A 23,182-nucleotide genomic window follows, 5' to 3' on the forward strand; every position below is an offset into this window, starting at 1 on the left:
TATATAACTTAAAAGTAAAGGATTTGATGACGTTGTAGCGATGTTATACGTCGATCATAAAATGAATGTTACGGTCAGGGATTTCTGAGAACTCCGTGCCTTGTGAAATATAGATGGTCTGATGATGCATGCATGAATGCTTATCGGGATCAAAATGAATGTTGAAATGATGGAACGAAAATAAAGCGTGAGGTGACTATATATGTTGGATAAATTACAGGCGTTAGCCGACCGTTATGACAAACTAAGCGAGTTGCTGTGTGACCCGGATGTAGCAAGTGATAACAAGAAGTTACGGGAATATTCTAAAGAACAATCCGATCTGCAACCTACCTATGAAGCATACAGTGAGTACAAACAGGTAAGTCAGGATCTCGAAGCCGCCAAAGAGATGCAAGGTGAGAAGTTGGACGACGAGATGCGTGAAATGGTCAAAATGGAAATTGATGAGCTGAGCACTCGCCAGAAAGAACTGGACGATCTGATTCGTGTTCTCATGCTGCCAAAAGACCCGAATGATGATAAAAACGTCATCGTGGAAATTCGCGGAGCGGCTGGTGGAGATGAAGCGGCGTTATTTGCAGCGGATCTGTACCGGATGTATACACGTTATGCCGATAATCAAGGCTGGCGCGTGGAACTGATGGATGCCAATACGAATGATGTGGGCGGCTTCAAAGAGGTTATTTTCCTCATCAACGGTCGTGGTGCTTACAGCAAAATGAAATACGAAAGTGGTGCGCACCGTGTGCAGCGTATCCCGACAACCGAATCGGGTGGACGTATTCATACGTCTACTTCGACAGTAGCCGTTATGCCTGAAGCCGAAGATTTCGATATCGAAATTCATGATAAAGATATCCGTGTAGATACGTTCTGTTCCAGTGGTGCCGGTGGACAATCGGTTAATACCACGAAATCGGCTGTACGGGTAACTCACGTTCCAACGGGAATCGTGGCGACGTGTCAGGATGGTAAATCCCAGAACTCGAACAAGGAAAAAGCATTGCAGGTTCTGCGTACGCGTATCTTCGATATGATGCGTCAGGAAGAAGAAGCAAAAATTTCGAGTGAACGGAAGAGCAAAGTGGGTACAGGCGACCGCAGTGAGCGGATTCGTACCTATAACTTCCCACAAAGCCGTGTTACGGATCACCGTATCGGATTGACGATGCACAAGCTGGATCAAATCATGAATGGTGAAATTGAAGATATCTTGTCTGCACTGACCATTGCGGAGCAGACGGATATGATGGATAGAGGAGAATAATGCTGTGACCCGCGCGCAGTTTGTCATGACGCCGGAACAGAGCTGTCGGGAAGCCTTCGTGGAGGCTTCCTCTTTTTTGGAGAAGTGCGGCGTGTACGAGCCGCACAACAATGCCCGGCTGCTGCTGGAACATGTACTCGGCCGCGAAGGGGCCGCGTACTATATGATGCAGCCGGAGCCCTTTCCCAGCGAGCTTCGCAGCCGCTGGGAAGACGCCGTCACGCGCAAGGCTGCGGGTGAGCCGGCGCAGTACATTATCGGCAGCCAGGAATTCTACGGGCTGCCGTTCGAGGTCACGCCGGCCGTGCTGATCCCGCGGCCGGAGACCGAGTTGCTGGTCGAGGCTGTGCTGCGCGAAGCCGACCGCGTGTTTCCCGGCGGCGCTCCGCTCGCCGTCGACATTGGCACGGGCAGCGGAGCCATCGCGGTGACGATGGCTTCGCAGCGCCCGCTCTGGCAGGTAGGCGCCGGAGATATCTCGGCGGCTGCCCTGCAAGTGGCCGCGCGGAACGCGGTCGCGAACGGGGTACAGATCGACTTCCGTGAAGGCGATCTGCTGGCCCCGTTCGCTGGGGTACGGGTGGACATCCTGGTGTCCAACCCGCCTTACATCCCGGCGGCAGATATCGCCGGGTTGCAGCCCGAGGTGCGCGATCATGAGCCGCGCACGGCACTGGACGGCGGCCCCGATGGGCTGGGGCCGTACCGCATCATGCTGGAGCAGCTGGCACTGCTGCCTGCACCGCCTCAGATCATCGGTTTTGAGCTGGGTGAGGGTCAGGCTGGGGACATCGCAGCTCTGCTTGAATCGGCCGGATATTGGCCGGAAATTATCGTCGTGCCAGACCTTGCAGGTATTGAACGGCATGTACTGGGTGTTCGTACTTCGGAACAGGTGACGAAAATGTAAGGTTCCACGGGTTTTCTTTTTGCCGTGAAATCCTCTACAATGAGATATACCGAAGATTGCTGAATGCTTGGAGGAACATAACTACATGCTGCATAAATTCAAAAAAATAGACTATTCGATTGTTTTTATATTGCTCATACTGATGGCTATTAGTATTTTGTCGATTTATAGTACCACCTTCGGCCGACCGAAGTGGGAGGCTTATCCCCAGAAAGCAGTAATTTTTTACATTATCGGTTTTATTGTGTTTTTCGGAATGTCTATGATTAACTACAAATTGATCATTAAAAATTACCTATACATTTATGGCGTGGGCATGATACTGCTTATTCTTGTTATGTTTATCGGTAAGGAGTACTACGGGGCTCAAGGATGGTTATCCATATTTGGCCTGAGCTTGCAGCCTGCCGAGCTATTCAAACTATGTCTGATTGTCTTCCTGTCAGCGCTTCTGGCGAGGAAGAAAAACAGGCCGTTGTTTTTTGGACGAGATGTCATCCCAATCTCACTCTGTGTGCTTCCACCGTTGTTGCTCGTCTTGCTTCAAAATGACTTGGGGAATGCGCTGAGCTATGTCGTTATCCTGGTGGGGCTTCTATGGATAGGCAATATCAAATTCACGCATGCCCTGATCGGGTTTGTCATAGCGGTGACCGCTTTGATCGCTGGAACACAAGCGTATATTCATTATCATGATGAAATTGTGAAATTTCTGAAGGACATTGGTCGCTCTCACTGGGCAGATCGTTTCGACCCCTGGCTAGTACCGGATCAGACGTCAAGGGATGTGCTCTGGCAGACCTACAATGCCAAGTTGGCTATAGGCTCTGGAGGTATTAGCGGTAAAGGATACATGGAAGGTACCACGATTCAGTCGAATCGGGTGCCGCTGGCCTACGCGGACTCGATCTTTGTGCAGATTGGTGAAGAATTTGGTTTTGTTGGAGCATCGGTGCTGCTGCTGCTCTATTTTATCTTGATTCACAGGCTGGTGCTGATTGCACTGGAATGTAGGGATAGGGCAGGGCCATATCTCATTGTCGGTATTATAGCGATGCTGCTCTACCAGATCTTTGTCAACATTGGTCCATTCATTGGTCTGATGCCGCTGACAGGCATTACACTGCCGTTTATCAGTTTCGGGGGAACCTCGCTTGTTCTCAACATGCTTAGTATGGGACTTGTGATGAGTATCAAAGTGCATACAGAAGAGAACGAGGATATTCTCGGTTCCGCAGAACAGCCAAGCATTACGGAGTTGGTATTGAAACTATTTAAACGCAAATCAACGCAACAGGAGCAATAGTCTTTATCCTAGGACAGACTCTTTGCAAATGAATACGATATAAGTTAACCCTGAAATCAACAGATCGGAGCAAGACAGATCTGTGGGTTTCAGGGTTTTTCGTTGTTTTGTTTGACGGATTTCCATTTTCTCTTCCAATTCTATACAATGGTAATATTAAAGACTAATGGAAATAATTAATGGGTATTGAGCCTCAGGGGGATACGTGGGAACATGCTGAGAATGCTGAAGAAGATGGACGGGGTTATTCTGTTTGTGTTGCTGCTGCTTATGGTCATGAGTGTATTTACGGTGTACAGTGCGATTCAGTCCGATCCGAAATTGGGCAATCATCATATCAAAACCTTGCAGTTTTACGGAATTGGATTCGTAGCCCTCATTGGTATTGGATTGGTCAATTATAAACTGTATATCCAATATGCGTTTTATATTTACGGGTTTGGGATTGTCCTGTTGATTCTTGTTAATTTCATAGGAGGCACGATCAATAATGCGAATGGCTGGATAAAGATTAATGATTATCTTTCTTTTCAACCGGCAGAGTTGTTTAAAATGATCTTGATTCTGTTTCTGGCTCATGTATTGGTCAAAAGAAAAAATTCTACGCTTCGTTTCTGGAAAGACATCGTTCCTATTGGTTTATGGACGTTCGTTCCCTTTGCACTCGTAATGATTCAGAATGATCTGGGCAACGCCCTTGGATACATCGTGATTCTGGTCGCTGTGTTATGGATAGGGAATATCAAGTTGTCGCATGCACTAATTGCTCTTGCCATTGTGGGGATAACCTTTTTTGGATTCGTCAAAGCATATACGTCATATCACGATGAGATTTTTACCTTTCTGGAAAAGGCGAACCGGGAGCACTGGGCCGAGCGTATTGATCCTTGGCTTGTACCGGATAAAGCAACGTCGAAAGCTTCCTGGCATACGAAAAATGCGGGTCTCGCCATAGGCTCGGGAGGCATAACAGGCAAAGGCTACATGCAAGGCACATCTGTTCAATCGGGGCGTGTACCTTATACATATTCGGATTCCATTTTTGTGGTCATTGCCGAGGAGTTTGGTTTTGTAGGTGGATCTGTTCTGCTCTTAATGTATTTTATCCTCATTCATCGTATGGTGTTAATCGCTTTACACTGTAGAGACCGGGCGGGACCTGTCGTGATTGTGGGGATTATCGGCATGTTGTTATATCAGGTGTTTGAAAATATTGGCGCTTTCCTTGGGCTGATGCCGCTTACGGGCATTACGCTGCCATTTATCAGCTATGGAGGCACCTCGTTGCTCATTAATATGGCATGTATCGGACTGGTGATGAGCATTAAATTGTATGGCCAGGAAGACGAGGACGAGCTTCTTATGGGTGAACAACGACCTACCTTATTGGAACGTTTATGGAGTATGGTCAAAAAGGAAAAGACAACAGCGTAATCTTGAACTTTGGTATGATTCATCTCTGCTAGGGACATCCAGCTTCTCATTAAGAGGGGGGAGTATGTTATAGAGCAGTAAGTGATTTGTTTGTTATTCTGATCTTTGCCTGCGCAGCCAGGTGAAGATCTTTTTTTTTTGTTAAAAAGGCAAGGCGATCTTTGGAATTTTGAATGAATGCCAAATTTAAATTTTATTGACAAATATTTCAATTCTGTATTATCCTAATTTTAACTAGATTATATACGTATTTTACCCGCCTACTTACACTCTACACGTCAGACAGTATTCAATACTTTGAAAGTCGGTTATAAACCTACTCCTCATCCATGCAACCAGTCATGCCAATGATGAATGTAATTGTAATTTCGTTGGTGTACTTCTTCCCTAGATTATCAAAATTGTTCAGCCACAAATTTCCTTTGATATCCCATTGCCCTTCAGCTCAACGTACTATGATCCTTTTTGAGTTAGCCTATTTTTTCTGCGAATCTATGAATTCCATCCATGAATGTTCAGCGGCTCAGATTCCTTTTTCTTTAAATGGAATCGATTACATTTAATTGTAAACGCTTCCTTTATTTCGAGTCTAATTGGAACAGAAAGGGTGGAAAAGCGATGTGGATCAACAAACATAGCCTTTCAGCGGCATTAACGAGAGAAGCAGCAGGGATTACAGGGCGTGATCCTCCTGCTAACCAAAACGTAAGGCTACTGCTGAATTCCTAAAATTAAAACCCAAAGGAGAGTTAAGTGATGAACCTAAATCGAGTTGGTACGATCCCTTCATTTGTAAAAGTGTTCATGCTCTTGTTTTTATCTTTTGCACTAACCGTTTCAACATTTGCCTTCGGACCAGCGAAACAAGCTGACGCAGCTCCTCTTCCAAAGAAAATTATTGCTTACGTGGCTGGTTGGGCTAATTGGACCGCGAATGATATCAAGGCAGAACAGCTCTCTCATATCAATTACTCCTTTGCACTCATCTCTAACGGCAAAGCAACCATTACAAACTCGGATCGTACCAAACTGCAACTTATGGTTGGACTGAAATCCAGAAACCCTGATCTGAAGGTGATATTGTCTGTTGGTGGCTGGGGAGCTAACGGTTTTTCAGACGCTGCGCTAACGGACGCCTCACGCACAACATTTGCCGACAGCATTGTGCAGTTGGTAACCTCCAACAATCTGGACGGCGTCGATCTGGATTGGGAATATCCGACCAACCCTGCTGCCGGTACAACTGCACGGCCGCAAGATAAACAAAACTTCACACAACTGCTCTCGAAGGTTCGTGAGAAGCTGAATGCTCAAGGACAAATGAATGGAAAACAATATCTGCTGACCATTGCCGCCGGAGCGAGCAGCAGTTATCTGAACGGTGTGGAAATCAATAATATCACGCCTCTGCTCGATTGGATCAATCTGATGACTTACGATTTTCATGGAACCTGGGATGCAACAACAGGTCATCATACGAATCTGTCCGGAAGAGATATTAGTGTAACGTCTGCGGTCAATCTGTTCAGAAATAGCGGTGTTCCCGCGAACAAACTGGTCATTGGCGGAGCCTTTTACGGCCGGGCCTGGACTGGGGTTCAGAATTCGAACAATGGTCTGGACAGGCCCGGTTCCGGTGGTTTTGAACCCGACTACAACACTATTGTCAGCCAATATTTGAATAAAAACGGATATACACGGTACTGGGACAGCAGTGCCCAAGCTCCTTATCTGTTTAATGGGAATACCTTTATCTCCTATGATGACCCGCAATCGCTCAGCCTGAAGGTGCAATATGTGAAAAACAGCAATCTGGGTGGCATCATGTTCTGGGAGTACAGCAATGACCGCTCAGGGGCGCTGCTTCAGGCCGTATATTCGGAGGTTACGGGTGGGGGCACGGTGCAGCCTCCGAATCCAAGTGGTTACAACTATCTGGTTGCTCAAGCCAATCAGCAAATCGTCTCTGCCGAGAATCAAGGCAATGACCAGCTTGTCGCCAATCGGACGACGGCAGGAGACTGGGAGCTTTTTGAATGGATCACGAACTCCGATGGAACGGTATCCCTCAAGTCCAAAATCAATAATAAATATGTCACAGCAGATGTTAATGTGGGTGGTGCCCTGATCGCCAAAGCCACAACCATTCAGCAATGGGAGAAATTCAATCGTGTGGATTTGGGTGATGGAACAATCGCGTTGCAGGCACTCGCCAATAACCTGTATGTGACCTGTGATCTGAATAATGGCGGTAAGCTTGTCGCGAGCCGCAATTCGGTTGGCGGGGCTTGGGAAGCTTTCCGGGTGAATAAGTAACAGCGAAGCCGAGAAGCAAGGGCATCCATACAGCATGCCAAATTGGAACATCAAGGGTAGGTTGAATTTTAGATTTATCAAAGAAGTGCCAGCCGACAAGCGTTCCGTAGGCAGGTGCTTCTTTGATTTCCGCCAGACATAAAGCGAGCTAACAGTCCTTTCGTTTTAAATCTTACCCTCCTATTAAAATTTTAGTAGATTTGTAATCTAGCAGGTTTACTTCCGTCTCTTCCGGGCATACTGATAGACATGAGAGAGTTACAGGGATCATGATCACGGGAGCCGAGGGGGAGAACGGAATGAGCAGAAGAATCGTGAAACAAAATGGACTTATAATTGTATGTCTTATGATGATTATTATGATGTGGGAAGGTCAGAAAACGGATGCAGCTGTGGCGGCCACAGCGATTCCGGAACAATCCATTCGCTTGCGTATTCTCGCAAACTCGGATGCAGCGGGAGATCAGTTGGTCAAACGAGAGATTCGGGACGCCGTCGTTGCCCAAATGAATGGGTGGGTAACCGAACTGGAGAATCCGCAAAGTCTGGAAGAAGCGCGTGGGGTCATCCGTCAGCATTTATCTGAAATCGAGGATCGTGTGGGAGAAGAGCTTGCCAATCGTGGCTTAACCTATTCATATCAGGTGGAACTTGGGGTTGTTCCATTTCCAACCAAATTATATGGAGGTACCGTATATCCGGCTGGAGATTACGAAGCAGTGCGGATAACACTGGGAAAAGGTGAGGGACAAAACTGGTGGTGTGTGTTGTTTCCACCATTATGCTTCATAGATGCAGGAACAGGTGATGCGCTGGCGAAGCCTGCAACAGCATCTGCAGCTGCCGCAGAGCCTGGGGACGCACAAGCATCTGTGCAGGCAGCTACACCAGAAGCGCGTTTCTTCCTGTGGGATATGGCGGTCAAATTGTGGGATTGGGTGACGGGATTGTTTGCATAACTGCATAACAAGCTGCTGGATATAAGCTTTATCAGGGGACTTCGATTCATGGAAGTGCCCTTTTGTTTTATCATAGGCTCGAGTCAAAGATCGCATGATGTTAATCGCTGGGAAGATTCAGACCGCATCCTTGGGCAGAGCAGATATGTTATAATTATAGGAATCAGAAAACATAAGCGAAGAAGGCATCTCGGAAGCGGAATGTCTTGCATTAACTACCCTACTGAAGTTTAGGAATGATGGATATATGACGAGAGAGAACGAGCAATTGCATCAGTCTTCCATGAAAGGCATGGAGAACGATGAAAGTACAGAGGAAATGGTTACAAGTATGTGGGATGTCAATATACTGGTAACCAATGAGGACAAGGATGATGTGGCAAAAGGAAGTGCATATAAACAGGCCCTTGCTGACTTGCAGGATGCCGCAGCCTGTCTTCGTCAAGAACAGACCGTGGCATTCCCAACCGAGACGGTATACGGTCTCGGTGCAGATGCTCGCAGTACAGCTGCGGTGGAAGCTGTATTTGCAGCCAAGGGACGGCCTTCGGACAATCCACTGATTGTCCATATTGCACAGCGTGACCAGTTGGATTCACTGGTCACGGAAGTGAATGGCACAGCGGAGGCGCTGATGGCGGCCTTCTGGCCGGGGCCGCTTACGCTTGTGCTGCCGGTTAGGCCAGGGGCGGTATCCCCGCGAGTAACCGCCGGTTTGGACACGGTGGCCGTGCGTATGCCGGATCACCCGGTGGCTTTGCAGTTGATCGCGGCGGCGGAATGCCCGGTCGCCGCGCCGAGCGCCAACCGCTCCGGGCGGCCAAGCCCGACCCTCGCAGCACATGTGCGCGAGGATCTGGCAGGCCGCATCGGCGGCATCGTGGACGGCGGCCCCACCGGGGTGGGCGTCGAGTCCACGGTGGTGCAGGTCGGTGACGACGGTACGGTCACCATCCTGCGCCCTGGCGGCATTACGGCGGAACAGCTGTCCGCCGTTGCCGCCCGTGTCGCCACGGACCCGGCGTTGCTCGCCGAGGGGCCCGGTGGCGATGACAGCCCGGCGCCGCGCTCGCCGGGCATGAAGTACACGCACTACGCGCCCACAGGTGCGCTGTGCGTGGTGGAGGGGCCGCCCGCAGCGGTGGCGGCCTGGATCAGCGCCGCCCTCGCAGAGGCGGCGCAGCGCGGGGAGCGCACCGCAGTGCTGGCGTTCGCCGAGCACGCGGAGCAGTACCGCGCCGATGCCGTGTTCTCGCTGGGCGAAGCCAGCGAGCTGGAGGAAGCAGCGCGCCGGCTGTACGCCGCGCTGCGCAGCTGCGATGAGCAGGGCGCCACATATATTGTGGCTGAAGCCTGCTCGCGCGAAGGACTGGGAGCAGCCGTCATGAACCGGCTGCTCAAGGCGGCAGGTCACCGACTCATTCAGGTCGGTGACCGATAGCTCCATTTTTCCATAATATCGCTATGAATATTTCCCTCTGGCACCCGTCCTCTAGTTACGACTAGCAATTCAATTTTTTTGAGCCGGGATTGCAAAATGTCTTCTCAGGTCATGTTTATGTCCTTGTCCGCATAAGGTGTACAAGAACCTTTACGTGACTTGGGGGTATGGGGATGTGGGATGTGTCTGCCCATGTAGGGCAGTTGGTAACCATTTTGATTATGGCCGTCGCTCTCGGACTCGACGCGTTCTCACTCGGCATCGGGATTGGCATGAAGGGCATTCGTATGAGAGACGTATTGCGAATCAGTACCGTAACGGCCCTGTTTCACATCATCATGCCGCTCATCGGCATGTATACGGGCAAATATGTCAGTTCCCTGCTTGGTGACATTACGACGTATGCAGCTGGCGGTCTGCTGGTCCTGCTCGGCGCCCATATGATCTTGAACGCTTTCCGGGAGGGAGATACCAAACTGGTGGATCATCGATCTCTGCTCGGAGTGATTCTGTTCTCACTGAGTGTCAGTGTAGATTCGTTTTCCGTTGGAGTTTCGCTCGGCATGTTCAGCAGTGATTTGGTGTTAACGGTACTGGCTTTCGGTGTCTGTGGTGGAGTAATGTCCGTCATGGGTCTGCTGTTGGGACGGCGTGTGAGCCAAAATATGGGCGATTATGGGGAAGCGGTCGGCGGAGCGATCTTGCTCGCTTTTGGACTTCTGTTTATATTTTAAAAAACGACGTTAACCATAATTACAGCCTAGTGCAGTCTTCAATATATAATTAAGAGTTTCATTGGTTCAGATGGAGTTTCAAACATGATTCGACAACATTTGCAAAATGGGGAGGCTAACCACAATGAAACATATTTTGTTTGTATGTACAGGGAATACATGTCGCAGCCCCATGGCGGAGGGACTTTTACGTAAACTGGCGTCTGAGCGGGGCATTCAGGTGGACGTTCGTTCCGCAGGTGTAGCCGCAACAACGGGCATGCCGATTTCCCGTCATGCGGAGGCCGTATTAAGGGATCACAACGTTGAGGGACCCCCACATTCGACGCTCCTTAGCTCGAACCTAGTCGGCTGGGCCGACCTGATTCTCACGTTGACACGCAGTCATAAACAGCATGTCATGCAGGTTTTTCCTGACTCGGTACACAAGACATATACCTTGAAAGAGTATACGGAAAATGACGAGCAAGTCTTGAATGATCTTCAGGAATTGGACAGCCTGTTTGCGACATTCGAAATGAAACGTGCGCTAGGTCAGGAGATTTTGGCATCTGAACGTGAGCGGGCAATCGAGATCAGACAGCGCATTCCGAGCTTTGATATTTCGGACCCGTTTGGCGGCAGTCGCGACGATTACAACATCGCTGCGGCAGAGATTCGGACTGCTCTCGACAGACTTTTGGACAAGTTGGAGTAATTGGATTCGTTTAATCATTCCCAAGTACCGATGGATTTCCATATAAAAAACGTACACGGGATGTAAATTACCCATTGATTTTAAACGCAGGTTGTTTTATGATGAATGGGAAAACAGGGATCCGGTGTAACTGGCGACGAAGTGGGCATAACCACGATGGAGCACCGGAACAAACGGCCGGTCGCCTGGGCAAAAGAGCAATTCTGCGTTACCCGCAGACTGCTCTTTTTTTCGTCTTTCATCTGATTATTCGCTATAATAGTACCTGAAATGCCATACAAGAGAATACCAAGGGCAGCCAAGAGGAAGCCGGGCATGATTTTATCGGGAGGCGATAGGATGACTATTGAGTTAGATTCGGAACAACCCGGATTGCATGAACAGACCGCATCCATTCTGCGTGAACTGGCGCTTGCCGGACAGCTTGGACCTGGACAGATCGTTGTGATCGGTACAAGTACAAGTGAAGTTGCAGGCAAACGGATTGGTACAAGCGGTGCTGTTGAAGTAGCGCACCAGCTTCTTGCGGGTATACGCGAGGTGCAGCAGGAGTTCGGTTTTGATGTTGTATTCCAATGCTGTGAGCACCTGAACCGTGCGCTGGTTATGGAGCGTTCACTGCTTACACGTCTTGGATTGACTGAAGTGGGTGCAATACCTGTGCCCAAAGCAGGTGGTTCCATGGCATCCGCAGCGTATCGCTCGCTGACCGATCCATGCCTGGCTGAACATGTGCAGGCCCATGCGGGACTGGATATTGGGGAGACGATGATTGGCATGCATTTGCGGCATGTGGCAGTACCTTTCAGAACAGCACTCCGCTACATCGGTGATGCCCGTGTAACTACAGCACTGACCCGTCCGAAGTTGATTGGCGGCGAGCGTGCAGTGTATCGTATGGAAGAGCAACCAGATTCGACATTTTGTGACTGATATCTTCAACCTATATAAAGCCAAATTAGACTTTACACGAAAACGGAGAGTGCAACACCAATCTGAAGAAGCAAAGCGTTCGCCTTTATCCCCGGATTTCCCCCTTATTATAAGGGAGTTCAGAAAAATCTGGGGATAACAGCGATCGGAAGATGGTGATGCAATCGAAGTCAGGAGTGTAACCACTGTAGTTTCGCTTTATAACTTCACTTATAACTGGGAGGAATTTAATCATGGAACAATTGCGCAAGAATGACCCGGCAGTACTGGAAGCGATGAATCTTGAACTGAAACGTCAACAAAACAACATTGAGCTGATCGCGTCCGAGAACATCGTAAGCGAAGCGGTTATTGAGGCAATGGGATCTGTACTTACTAACAAGTACGCTGAAGGATATCCAGGCAAACGTTACTACGGTGGTTGTGAGCATGTGGATATCGTAGAAGATATCGCGCGTGATCGTGCCAAAGAATTGTTTGGAGCAGAACATGTGAATGTTCAACCTCACTCCGGTGCACAAGCGAACATGGCAGTATACCTTGCGGCTCTGAAACCAGGTGATACTGTGCTTGGTATGAACCTTGCGCATGGCGGACACCTCACACATGGTAGCCCGGTTAATGCTTCTGGATTGCTGTACAATTTTGTGGCTTACGGTGTACAAGAAGATACATTCCTGATTGATTATGATGAAGTGCGCAAAGCGGCATTTAAACATCGCCCTCGTATGATCGTTGCAGGTGCAAGTGCATATCCGCGTATCATTGATTTTGAAAAGCTTGCTTCCATCGCTAATGATGTAGGTGCTTTGTTCATGGTGGATATGGCTCACATTGCAGGACTGGTAGCTGCAGGCTTGCATCCAAGCCCGGTTCCACATGCGCATTTCGTAACGACAACAACACACAAAACGTTGCGTGGACCTCGTGGTGGTATGATTCTGTGCCGCAAAGCTTGGGCAGCAGCGATTGATAAAGCGGTATTCCCGGGTTCCCAAGGTGGACCTCTGATGCACGTAATTGCTTCCAAAGCAGTAGCATTCGGTGAAGCACTGCAACCTTCGTTCAAAACGTATGCACAAAACGTGGTAAAAAATGCACAAGTATTGGCTGAAACGCTGATTGCTGAAGGATTGAACATCGTATCCGGCGGTACAGACAACCACTTGATGCTGATCGACACACGCAGCGTGAATATCACAGGTAAAGAAGCCGAGCATGTACTTGATTCCATCGGCATTACCGTGAACAAAAATGCAATTCCGTTTGACCCAACTAGCCCATTTGTAACGAGCGGTATCCGTATCGGTACACCTGCAGCTACTTCCCGTGGTATGAACGAAGAAGCGATGGTAGCTATTGGTAAGATTATTGCCAAAACATTGAAAAACCCTAAAGATACAGCTAAATTGGACGAAGCCCGTGCTGAAGTAACGGCGCTTACCGATCAATTCCCACTGTACACAGATCTTAAATACTAAAAAACTTGCTCATGGTGTTTGTATTTGAGATGTTCTTATGTAAACACACAGACGGAGCAAACCGAAAGAACCTGAAGAAGCGTAGCGCTCGCCTTTATCACCGGAATTCCACCATTTATTTATGGATCAAAAGAATTCTGGGGATAACAGCGATCAGAAGGTCATTCGGTTTGCGGAGCTTCATAGTGTTTACACATTTTTAACATTCAACTGACATAACAGCGAGAGCAAAAAGGACCGGAAGACTCATTTTTCCGGTCCTATTTTTATAGGATTCGGTTTTCTGTAATGATTAAGTGCCCTTTGATGGTGTAATTCGGAGTAGGTGATGATATAATATACAGGATTTATCGGGCCTATGAATGATGATTAGGCATATTTGGTAATGCTGAACATGAAGAACATACCGGAGGGACAAATTAGATGGGAAAATTAGTAATATGTGATCACCCTTTGATTCAACACAAACTGACGTTTATACGCGACATGCGTACGAATACGAAAGATTTTCGTGAATTGGTGGATGAAGTGGCTACACTGATGGCTTATGAGATTACAAGAGATGTTGAGCTGGAAACTATTGATGTACAGACACCAGTAGCTGAAACACAAGGAAAAGTAATTTCTGGACGTATGCTTGGGCTGGTTCCGATTTTGCGTGCGGGCCTTGGGATGCTGGATGGTGTTGTTAAATTGCTGCCAGCGGCAAAAGTTGGACATGTAGGTTTGTTCCGTGACCCGGAAACCCTGCAACCGGTTGAGTACTACACCAAGCTGCCTACGGACGTTACAGAGCGTCAGTTGATTGTCATCGACCCTATGCTCGCAACTGGCGGTTCTGCCATTGCTGCTATTGACGTGCTCAAAAAACGCGGCTGCACGCAAATCAAAATGATGAACCTGGTTGCAGCTCCTGAAGGAGTAAAAGCTGTTCAGGATGCGCATCCAGATGTAGACATTTACGTTGCTGCACTGGACGATCGTCTGGATGATCACGGCTATATCGTTCCCGGACTGGGAGATGCAGGAGACCGTCTATACGGCACTAAATAAGCATATCGCATGCTTTGTAAGAGGTTGTTCAAAAAGTCCAATTTTGATTACGAAGGATGCCCAAGGGCATCATCGGCATCGAATATGAAATTCAGCCGAAATGTCCGTTGCTCACGTAGTTTTCCCTACGCTCCGCTACTCCATTTCTACCTTCATTCCATATTCTTGGTACTGAAAACCGGACTTTTTGAACATGAACTTATAGAAAAGGGGCTTTGCTTCAATGTCCAAGAAAATTAAAGTCATGACGATATTCGGGGTGCGCCCGGAAGCCATCAAGATGGCTCCGCTTATTTTGGAACTGCAGAAACATCCCGAATCTATTGAATCGATCGTTTGCGTTACTGCACAGCATCGTCAGATGCTGGATCAGGTTCTTGAAGTATTCGATATTCATCCAGACTACGATCTGGATGTGATGAAAGATCGCCAGACGTTGAATGAAATTACGATTCGTGTGCTGGGAGGCCTGGAGCCGGTTTTGCGTGAAGCAAAGCCGGATATCGTGTTGGTCCACGGTGATACGCTGACAACGTTTGTAGCCAGCTATGCTGCGTTCCTGCAGCAGATTCAGGTGGGGCATGTGGAAGCCGGTCTTCGCACGTGGAACAAGCTCTCTCCATACCCGGAAGAAATGAACCGTCAGTTAACAGGTGTGCTTGCTGACTTGCATTTTGCACCTACGGACTGGTCTTCTTCCAACCTTGCCAAAGAAAATAAATCGGAGTCTAGTACGTATGTCACAGGCAACACGGTAACAGATGTGTTTCAATATACAGTACGGCAGGATTACACACATCCGGTACTAGATTGGGCACAGGGCAAGCGTCTTGTGCTGATGACAGCTCACCGCCGTGAATCCCAAGGCGAGCCTCACCGTAACATTTTCCGGGCCGTCAAACGGATTGCCGACGAGTTTGAGGATATTGCCATCGTGTATCCGGTACATCTAAGTCCTGCTGTGAAGGAGCCGGCTCACGCGATTTTGGGGAATCACCCCCGTATTCAACTTATTGATCCACTAGACGTGGTGGATTTGCATAACTTTTACCCGCATACTCACTTGATTTTGACAGATTCAGGTGGTTTGCAGGAAGAAGCGCCTTCGTTTGGTGTGCCTGTTCTCGTCCTTCGGGATACAACGGAGCGTCCGGAAGGAATTGAGGCTGGAACACTGGAGCTGGTGGGTACCGAAGAGGAACGTGTATATGAGCGGACCAAAGCTCTGCTTACAGACGAAACACTGTATGCAAGCATGAGTCAGGCTGCCAATCCTTATGGTGATGGACATGCTTCAGAAAGAATTGTCAATGCGATTTTGCATCATTTTGGTGTGAATAGTGAACGTCCGGAATCATTTCACAGAAAATTCAAAAAATAATTCATTTTTTCTAACGGATTATTAAAGGGTACAGCATACAGTTAAACTGTACGGTTTACGCGGGTTTATGGGCTCTGAGGGCCTGTATTCCCGTCGTTTCCCCCTTTAAAACGCTAAAATCATTCAATTGACAAAGGCTCTCATCATTCAGTAAAATTAACTGGGATTGCAAGGGTGGCGTGGAAAATGGCCGATTCGAACAAACCAAATTCATCCCGTAACCATGACGATAATGTATGGAAAGCGATGGGGCTCGTGACAGCTTTTGGAATCGAGATTGCCATTCTCGCTGTTGCCGGATATTACGTTGGCTCCTGGGTGGACAAGACCATCGGGGGTAGCGGAATATGGATCGCCGTAAGCGTTCTCTTTTTTTTGGCAGCAGGCGGCGTAAGCATCTACTTTATCGCGAAAAAATTCATGGGGGAAAGTGATGAGTGAACTAACCAGATACCGCAGATGGATGACTGTTTTCATCATGTACTTTCTTATGATTTGTTTTCTAGCAGCGGCCTTTCTGCCCCGTGTGGAAACAATAGCTTTGGGACTGGCCCTAGGAACGGTGATCAGTTGGATCAACGCGTCTTATCTGGGTCGCAAAGTCAGGAGAATGTTGGATGGTGCAGCGGAAGGAAACCTTAAGCGTGTGAACCTGGGATTTTTGACTAGAGCAGCTCTCGCAGTACTCGCTGTTTTCGTGGCGATGCAGTATCCGCAATACTTCAATTTATATGCGGTTGTAGTTGGCTTGGTCATAGCGCAATTTTCCTTACTATTTATAGGGATATTGTTGTCCCGCAAAGCAGACTCATAGAGGTGCTGCAAGCTTTCGAATGAGAAAGGGGTGAGAAAAATATGCATGAATCTCCGATAATTAACCTGGGTGGGTTCCATCTGGATTTGTCTGTTCTGCTGATGCTGATCGTAACATCCGCCATTGTATTTATTGTTGCAAAACTGGCTACGCGGAACTTGTCAGTGGAAAATCCGGGCAAAATGCAAAACTTCCTAGAGTGGGCGATTGAGTTTGTACGTAACCTGATCTCGAGCACGATGGACATGAAGAAGGGGCAGCATTTCCTTACCTTGGCAACCACAATGATTATGTTTATCTTTGTGGGAAACATGTTGGGTCTCCCTTTGGGCTTTGTAACTGGGGCTACGGATGCAAGCCAAGCTGAAATCTTTGGCAAGCCAATTGTCTCGGTCCAAGAAGCGTTCCATGAAGCTCATGAGAAGAATCCTGAAGCTCATCCACATATCGAAGTTGCCTGGTGGAAATCACCTACGGCTGACCTTTCGGTAACCATGGGTCTAGCGTTGATCGCATTTGCTATCGCGCATGGATTGGGACTTTTCCGTAACACCAAAGCGTATCTCAAGCATTATTTCCAACCACACTGGCTGTTCTTCCCAATCAACATTGTGGAAACGGCATCCAAGTTGTTGACACACGGTATGCGTTTGTTCGCCAACATCTTTGCAGGTGAGGTTCTGATCTCCACGATTATGAAACTTACAGCATTCAAATGGATTGGCGCAATTGCAGCAATTCCGCTGTTGACGGCATGGCAGGGATTCAGTATTTTCATCGGAGCCATACAGGCATTCGTATTTACGGTTTTGATGATGGTATACATATCACAAACCGTCGAATCGCACGAGGAACATTAAGATTCAGGTCCAATACGGTTAAACCTGTAGGGCTGAACTATAAAATTTGAACGAACATTCTAAGGAGGATATACAAATGGGAGCAATGGCATTAGTGGCAGCAGGAATTGTTGCAGGATTGGGCGCACTTGGCGCAGGTATCGGTAACGGTTTGGTAATTAGCAAAACGGTGGAAGGTATTGCACGTCAACCGGAAGCAAAATCCACTCTTCAAACAACAATGTTTATCGGTGTAGGTTTGATCGAGGTATTGCCGATCATTGGTGTAGTACTCGCGTTCATGTTCTACGGAGCGGCTTAATAAAATCAGTGCAGGTTTGGCGGGGAAGGCCACAGCCATCCGCGCCTTCTTTTTAGGTAGCGTCCGTAAACCGGAGTTGCGGCCTGAGGATACCTTCAGGAAGGAGTGAACAGATTGAATTTCGTATGGGAAAATACAGTTCTGGCGATTATAGCATTTGGTATTTTATATTGGCTGCTTAGCCGTTATGCATTTGGTCCACTTTTCTCCATTATGGAAAAACGTCGTGAGCTCGTATTGGCGCAAATGAATGAGGCTGCCCAAACGCGGGATCAGGCTATTGCCTATGTTGAGGAACAGAAGCAGGCTCTTGAAAAAGCGCGTAAAGATGCTTATGACATCATTGAACAATCCAAACAAACAGGCGGCAAACAGGCTGAAACGATTCTGGCGGATGCAAAAGCAGAAGCGAATCGCCTGAAAGACGATGCTGTGCGTGAGATTGAGAGCGAGAAGAACAAAGCGGTTGCAGCGCTTCGCAGCGAACTGGGTACAGCTTCCGTTCAAATCGCTTCCAAGCTGATCAAAAAAGAAGTTGAGAACGGTCCTGCACAAGAGGAGCTTGTGAACCAATACCTCAATGAGGTAGGAGGCCGACAATGAGCCGCGATACGATTGTTGCTAAGCGTTATGCGAAAGCATTGTTTGAAGTTGCTCTCGGACAGCAGAAGGTGCTTGAAGTCGAACAAGAGCTACGTACTGTTGTAATTGCCATCACTGGCGATGCGGAAATCGGTAAATTTATCGAGTCACCCAACATCTCTGAAGAGGCAAAACAGAACGTACTTCGCACAAGTCTTGACGGCAAGGTGTCTGAACCTGTTCTGAAAACCGTCTTGCTTTTGATTGAGCGTGGACGCGTTGAACTGCTGGAAGCTCTGCTGAATGATTATGTGAAGATCGAGGGCGAATCGCTCGGCATAGCCGATGCACGCGTGTACTCGACTTATGCCTTGAATGATGAAGAACAAGAAGCGGTAGCCCGTGAATTCGGTGGCCGTGTGAATAAAAAGATCCGTATCGAGAACATTGTCGATCCGACTTTGCTGGGCGGATTGAAAGTTGCCATTGGCGATACGATCTATGACGGTAGCTTGGCTGGCAAGCTTGAACGTCTTGAGCAGTCTTTTAACAGACGAGTACAGTAGATTGGGGTGAGGACACTTGAGTATCAAACCAGAAGAAATCAGTACATTAATTAAGAGCCAGATCGAACAATACAAGAACGATATCGATGTAGTCGAAGTCGGGACGGTTATTGAGGTTGGTGATGGTATCGCTCGTGTCTACGGACTTGAGAATGTCATGTCCAACGAGTTGGTTGAATTCCCAAGCGGTGTTATGGGTCTCGCCATGAACGTGGAAGAGAGCAACGTCGGTATCGTTATCCTGGGACCTTACTATGATATTCGTGAAGGCGACCAAGTAAAACGTACCGGTCAAATCATGCAAGTGCCTGTTGGCGAAGCATTGATTGGACGCGTTGTTAACCCGCTCGGTATTCCAGTGGATGGCAAAGGGCCAATCGCTACAACGGAATTCCGTCCGGTTGAAGGTAAAGCACCAGGCGTAATGGATCGTAAATCGGTTCATGAGCCGATGCAAACAGGGATTAAAGCCATTGACGCAATGGTTCCAATTGGTCGCGGACAACGTGAGTTGATCATCGGTGACCGTCAAACAGGTAAAACATCAATCGCGATTGATGCCATCCTGAACCAAAAAGGCAGCGGCATGAAATGTATCTATGTTGCTATCGGTCAAAAACAATCTACAGTTGCACAAGTCGTAGAAACTCTTCGTCGTAAAGGCGCAATGGAGTACACGATTGTTGTAACTGCAGCAGCATCTGACCCATCACCATTGTTGTACATCGCACCGTATTCCGGTTGTTCGATGGGTGAGTACTTTATGTACAAAGGTGAGCACGTTTTGGTTATCTACGATGACTTGACCAAACAAGCTTCCGCATATCGTGAGCTCTCCTTGCTGCTTCGCCGTCCACCGGGCCGTGAGGCTTATCCGGGTGACGTCTTCTACCTGCACTCCCGTTTGCTGGAGCGTGCAGCGAAGCTGAATGATGAGCTTGGTGGTGGTTCTTTAACCGCACTGCCGTTCATTGAAACACAAGCTTCCGACGTATCTGCTTACATTCCGACGAACGTAATCTCCATTACGGACGGACAAATCTTCTTGGAAGCTGACTTGTTCAATGCTGGACAACGCCCGGCGATCAACGTAGGTATCTCCGTATCCCGTGTTGGTGGTTCTGCTCAGATCAAAGCGATGAAAAAAGTTGCAGGTTCCCTGCGTCTCGACCTCGCTCAATATCGTGAGCTTCAAGCGTTCTCCCAGTTCGGTTCCGATCTGGATAAAGCGACTCAGGCCCGCCTGAATCGTGGTGCTCGTATGATGGAAATCCTGAAGCAAGGTGTAAACCAGCCTCTGCCTGTAGAACAACAGGTAGTCAGCTTGTACACAGCGGTTAAAGGGTTCCTGGATGAGATTCCTACAGGTGATGTTACTCGTTTTGAGGGTGAGTTCCTCGCGTTCATGGAGAGCAGCCATCCGGAAATTCTCGGGTCTATCCGTGATACAAAAGAATTGACTGCAGACAATGAATCCGCTCTGAAAGATGCTATTGAGAAGTTCAGAAAGAGCTTTGCTGTCTCTGTCTAAATAGATGATATGCAGTTGCGGAGTTGTTTAACCGATTCCGCATGTCTGCATGTAAAACTTTGATCTATCAAAGTTTCAATATGCTTATGAGGTAGTTTTGACTCTGTCAAAACTGGTATAGGCTTACGAAGTAACTTTGGCTAGCCAAGGTAAAGATTATGCTTACGAAGTAGTTTTGACTATGTCAAAACTTTAAGGTGGTGAAATCATGGCAAAAGGCATGCGCGAAATAAAGCGGCAAATTAAAAGCGTACAAAGCACCAAGCAGATCACCAAAGCAATGGAAATGGTAGCTGCCGCAAAACTGCGTAAAGCGCAGGAGAAAGCGGAAGCAGCTCGTCCTTATTCGGAAAAGCTGAAAGAAGTTGTGGCAAGTATTGCAAAAAGCACGCAAGGGGTTCAGCATCCGATGCTGGAAAGTCGTCCGGTCAAAAAGACAGCTTATCTGGTTATTACATCGGACCGCGGTCTTGCGGGTGGTTACAATGCGAATATTTTGCGTCAGGTCAACCTGACACTCAAAGAAAAGCACAACTCTCAGAATGACTACGAATTGTTCGTCATTGGACGTAAGGGACGCGATTATTTCAAACGGCGTGAAATGGCGATGACATCCACTACAACGGATCTTTCCGATTCGCCATCATTTGCAGATATCAAATCCATCGCACACGAAGCTGTTAAAGGGTTTGAATTGGGTAAATTTGATGAATTGTACATTTGTTATAACCGCTTTGTAAATGCGTTGACCCAGATTCCTACGGTAGAACGTCTTCTTCCGATGGAAACACCTGAGGTAACTGCTGCAGAAGGACCGACTGCAAGCTACGAGTATGAGCCGTCTCCTGAAGCTGTACTGGAGGTTTTGCTTCCGCGTTATGCGGAAACGCTGATCTATGGTGCACTTCTGAACGGTAAAGCGAGTGAGCTGGGTGCGAAAATGACGGCCATGGGTAATGCAACCAAAAATGCATCTAAACTCATTAATGACTTGTCATTGACCTATAACCGTGCCCGTCAAGCGGCGATTACGCAGGAGATTACGGAAATTGTGGCAGGTGCCAACGCAGCACAAGGCTAACCGTTTTTTATTAATGAAGGCTTGCAGAGCAAAGATAAAAGAACGGTACATTATTTTTGCAAAAGTAGCAGGCTTGTAGGAGGGGAACGTTAAGATGAACAAAGGACGCGTTGTGAGCATCATGGGTCCGGTTGTTGACGTCGAGTTTGATCGCGGCGGTCTGCCGGAAATCCTCAATGCCATTACGATCACTACAGTAAGCGAAGCTGGCGTAAGTGTTAATCTGACACTCGAAGCTTCGAAACATCTGGGTGACAACCGGGTACGTTGTATCGCGATGTCCTCCACGGACGGACTCGTTCGTGGTATGGAAGCCGTAGATACAGGAGCTCCAATCTCTGTACCTGTTGGGGAAGCGACACTGGGTCGTGTATTTAACGTACTCGGCGAAGCCATTGATACTGGCGGCACTGTAGCTGCTGCACATAAAAATCCGATTCACCGCTCGGCTCCTGCATTTGATGAACTGACTACCCAGGCTGAAATGCTGGAGACAGGAATCAAAGTTATCGACTTGTTGGCTCCTTACGCCAAAGGTGGTAAAATCGGTCTCTTCGGTGGTGCCGGTGTAGGTAAAACCGTAACGATTCAGGAATTGATCAACAACATCGCACAAGAACACGGCGGTATCTCCGTATTCGCAGGTGTTGGTGAGCGTACACGTGAAGGTAATGACTTGTATCACGAGATGAGTGATTCCGGCGTTATCAACAAAACAGCAATGGTCTTCGGACAAATGAACGAGCCTCCAGGCGCACGTCTTCGTGTAGCCCTCACTGGTCTGACTATGGCGGAATACTTCCGTGATGAAGAAGGCCGTGACGTGTTGCTCTTTATCGATAACATCTTCCGTTTCACCCAAGCAGGTTCAGAAGTATCTGCCTTGCTCGGACGTATGCCTTCAGCGGTAGGTTACCAACCAACGCTGGCAACGGAAATGGGTCAACTGCAAGAACGTATCACTTCGACTAAAAAAGGTTCCGTTACATCCATCCAGGCCATCTACGTGCCTGCGGATGACTATACTGACCCGGCTCCAGCAACGACGTTTGCCCACTTGGATGCAACGACGAACCTGGAACGTAAAATTTCCGAGATGGGTATCTACCCTGCGGTAGATCCGCTGGCATCCAGCTCCCGGATCTTGTCCCCTGAAGTTGTAGGCGAAGAGCATTACAACGTAGCTCAAGGCGTTAAGCGTATCTTGGCACGTTATAATGAATTGCAGGATATTATTGCGATTCTGGGTATGGACGAGCTGAGTGAAGAAGACAGAGCGCTCGTTTACCGTGCTCGTAAAATTCAACGTTTCTTGTCCCAGCCATTCCACGTTGCTGAAGCATTTAACGGTATTCCGGGTAAATACGTTCCGGTTAAAGAAACGGTGCGCAGCTTTAAAGAAATTCTCGAAGGCAAGCATGACGATCTTCCGGAAGCAGCTTTCCTCTTCGTGGGTACAATTGAAGAGGCAGTGGAGAAAGCCAAAACACTGGTATAATCTGAATCCAGGATTGTCCTTATGAAGCGAGCTA

General features: G+C 48.0%; 22 protein-coding genes and 1 riboswitch. All 22 genes read left to right on the forward strand.

Features of this window, described 5'->3' with window-relative positions:
* Positions 1-202: 202 nt before the first annotated feature.
* Positions 203-1,270, forward strand: coding sequence for a peptide chain release factor 1 (gene prfA / locus gpAD87_RS27115; RefSeq protein ID WP_064641884.1), 1,068 nt, complete (start codon positions 203-205; stop codon positions 1,268-1,270).
* Positions 1,271-1,295: 25 nt separating this feature from the next.
* Positions 1,296-2,180 carry a peptide chain release factor N(5)-glutamine methyltransferase gene (gene prmC / locus gpAD87_RS27120; RefSeq protein WP_082935381.1) on the forward strand — a complete coding sequence of 295 codons (885 nt, stop codon included), beginning with the start codon at positions 1,296-1,298 and terminating at the stop codon, positions 2,178-2,180.
* 85 nt (positions 2,181-2,265) lie between these two features.
* Positions 2,266-3,486, forward strand: coding sequence for an FtsW/RodA/SpoVE family cell cycle protein (locus gpAD87_RS27125; RefSeq protein ID WP_063568410.1), 1,221 nt, complete (start codon positions 2,266-2,268; stop codon positions 3,484-3,486).
* A 213-nt stretch (positions 3,487-3,699) separates the two neighbouring features.
* On the forward strand, positions 3,700-4,920 hold the full coding sequence (locus tag gpAD87_RS27130) for an FtsW/RodA/SpoVE family cell cycle protein (protein ID WP_064641886.1): 1,221 nt from the start codon (positions 3,700-3,702) through the stop codon (positions 4,918-4,920).
* 756 nt (positions 4,921-5,676) lie between these two features.
* On the forward strand, positions 5,677-7,236 hold the full coding sequence (locus tag gpAD87_RS27135; RefSeq protein ID WP_064641887.1) for a glycosyl hydrolase family 18 protein: 1,560 nt from the start codon (positions 5,677-5,679) through the stop codon (positions 7,234-7,236).
* A gap of 299 nt (positions 7,237-7,535) precedes the next feature.
* Positions 7,536-8,195, forward strand: a complete 660-nt coding sequence (gene spoIIR / locus gpAD87_RS27140; RefSeq protein ID WP_064641888.1) for a stage II sporulation protein R — start codon at positions 7,536-7,538, stop codon at positions 8,193-8,195.
* Positions 8,196-8,478: 283 nt separating this feature from the next.
* Positions 8,479-9,636: an L-threonylcarbamoyladenylate synthase gene (locus tag gpAD87_RS27145; RefSeq protein WP_442950745.1), complete on the forward strand. Its 1,158-nt coding sequence runs from the start codon at positions 8,479-8,481 to the stop codon at positions 9,634-9,636.
* A gap of 173 nt (positions 9,637-9,809) precedes the next feature.
* Positions 9,810-10,370, forward strand: coding sequence for a manganese efflux pump MntP (locus tag gpAD87_RS27150; RefSeq protein ID WP_064641890.1), 561 nt, complete (start codon positions 9,810-9,812; stop codon positions 10,368-10,370).
* A gap of 124 nt (positions 10,371-10,494) precedes the next feature.
* Entirely contained in the window at positions 10,495-11,067 is a 573-nt protein-coding gene (locus tag gpAD87_RS27155) for a low molecular weight protein arginine phosphatase (protein ID WP_064641891.1), read from the forward strand.
* A gap of 116 nt (positions 11,068-11,183) precedes the next feature.
* Positions 11,184-11,265: riboswitch (ZMP/ZTP riboswitch) on the forward strand.
* A gap of 141 nt (positions 11,266-11,406) precedes the next feature.
* Positions 11,407-12,000 carry a TIGR01440 family protein gene (locus tag gpAD87_RS27160; protein ID WP_064641892.1) on the forward strand — a complete coding sequence of 198 codons (594 nt, stop codon included), beginning with the start codon at positions 11,407-11,409 and terminating at the stop codon, positions 11,998-12,000.
* 233 nt (positions 12,001-12,233) lie between these two features.
* Positions 12,234-13,481 carry a serine hydroxymethyltransferase gene (gene glyA / locus gpAD87_RS27165; RefSeq protein ID WP_162842473.1) on the forward strand — a complete coding sequence of 416 codons (1,248 nt, stop codon included), beginning with the start codon at positions 12,234-12,236 and terminating at the stop codon, positions 13,479-13,481.
* Between the two features lie 423 nt (positions 13,482-13,904).
* Positions 13,905-14,534, forward strand: coding sequence for a uracil phosphoribosyltransferase (gene upp, locus gpAD87_RS27170; RefSeq protein WP_053782842.1), 630 nt, complete (start codon positions 13,905-13,907; stop codon positions 14,532-14,534).
* Between the two features lie 223 nt (positions 14,535-14,757).
* Positions 14,758-15,915 (forward strand): non-hydrolyzing UDP-N-acetylglucosamine 2-epimerase, encoded by a 1,158-nt coding sequence (gene wecB, locus gpAD87_RS27175; protein WP_064641893.1) that lies wholly within the window; start codon positions 14,758-14,760, stop codon positions 15,913-15,915.
* A 186-nt stretch (positions 15,916-16,101) separates the two neighbouring features.
* A complete protein-coding gene (locus tag gpAD87_RS27180) occupies positions 16,102-16,356 on the forward strand; it encodes an AtpZ/AtpI family protein (protein ID WP_063568352.1) in 255 nt (84 codons plus the stop codon).
* Complete coding sequence (locus tag gpAD87_RS27185) at positions 16,349-16,729, forward strand: ATP synthase subunit I (protein WP_063568353.1); 381 nt, start codon at positions 16,349-16,351, stop codon at positions 16,727-16,729. The genes gpAD87_RS27180 and gpAD87_RS27185 overlap by 8 nt, the downstream gene beginning before the upstream one ends.
* Positions 16,730-16,770: 41 nt before the next feature.
* Positions 16,771-17,589, forward strand: a complete 819-nt coding sequence (gene atpB / locus gpAD87_RS27190) for a F0F1 ATP synthase subunit A (protein ID WP_063568354.1) — start codon at positions 16,771-16,773, stop codon at positions 17,587-17,589.
* A gap of 76 nt (positions 17,590-17,665) precedes the next feature.
* Positions 17,666-17,890 carry a F0F1 ATP synthase subunit C gene (gene atpE, locus gpAD87_RS27195; protein ID WP_062321699.1) on the forward strand — a complete coding sequence of 75 codons (225 nt, stop codon included), beginning with the start codon at positions 17,666-17,668 and terminating at the stop codon, positions 17,888-17,890.
* A 114-nt stretch (positions 17,891-18,004) separates the two neighbouring features.
* Complete coding sequence (gene atpF, locus gpAD87_RS27200; protein WP_063568355.1) at positions 18,005-18,493, forward strand: F0F1 ATP synthase subunit B; 489 nt, start codon at positions 18,005-18,007, stop codon at positions 18,491-18,493.
* The gene (locus gpAD87_RS27205) at positions 18,490-19,038 is read left to right on the forward strand and encodes a F0F1 ATP synthase subunit delta (protein ID WP_064641894.1); all 549 of its coding nucleotides are present in this window, start codon (positions 18,490-18,492) and stop codon (positions 19,036-19,038) included. Before atpF ends, gpAD87_RS27205 begins: the two co-directional genes overlap by 4 nt.
* Positions 19,039-19,054: 16 nt before the next feature.
* Entirely contained in the window at positions 19,055-20,569 is a 1,515-nt protein-coding gene (gene atpA / locus gpAD87_RS27210; RefSeq protein ID WP_063568357.1) for a F0F1 ATP synthase subunit alpha, read from the forward strand.
* 208 nt (positions 20,570-20,777) lie between these two features.
* Positions 20,778-21,650, forward strand: coding sequence for an ATP synthase F1 subunit gamma (gene atpG, locus gpAD87_RS27215; RefSeq protein WP_063567727.1), 873 nt, complete (start codon positions 20,778-20,780; stop codon positions 21,648-21,650).
* Between the two features lie 94 nt (positions 21,651-21,744).
* A complete protein-coding gene (gene atpD / locus gpAD87_RS27220; protein ID WP_063567728.1) occupies positions 21,745-23,148 on the forward strand; it encodes a F0F1 ATP synthase subunit beta in 1,404 nt (467 codons plus the stop codon).
* Positions 23,149-23,182: the final 34 nt, after the last annotated feature.

The sequence above is a fragment of the Paenibacillus sp. AD87 genome, from assembly GCF_001659845.1.
Taxonomy (GTDB): Bacteria; Bacillota; Bacilli; order Paenibacillales; family Paenibacillaceae; genus Paenibacillus; species Paenibacillus marchantiae.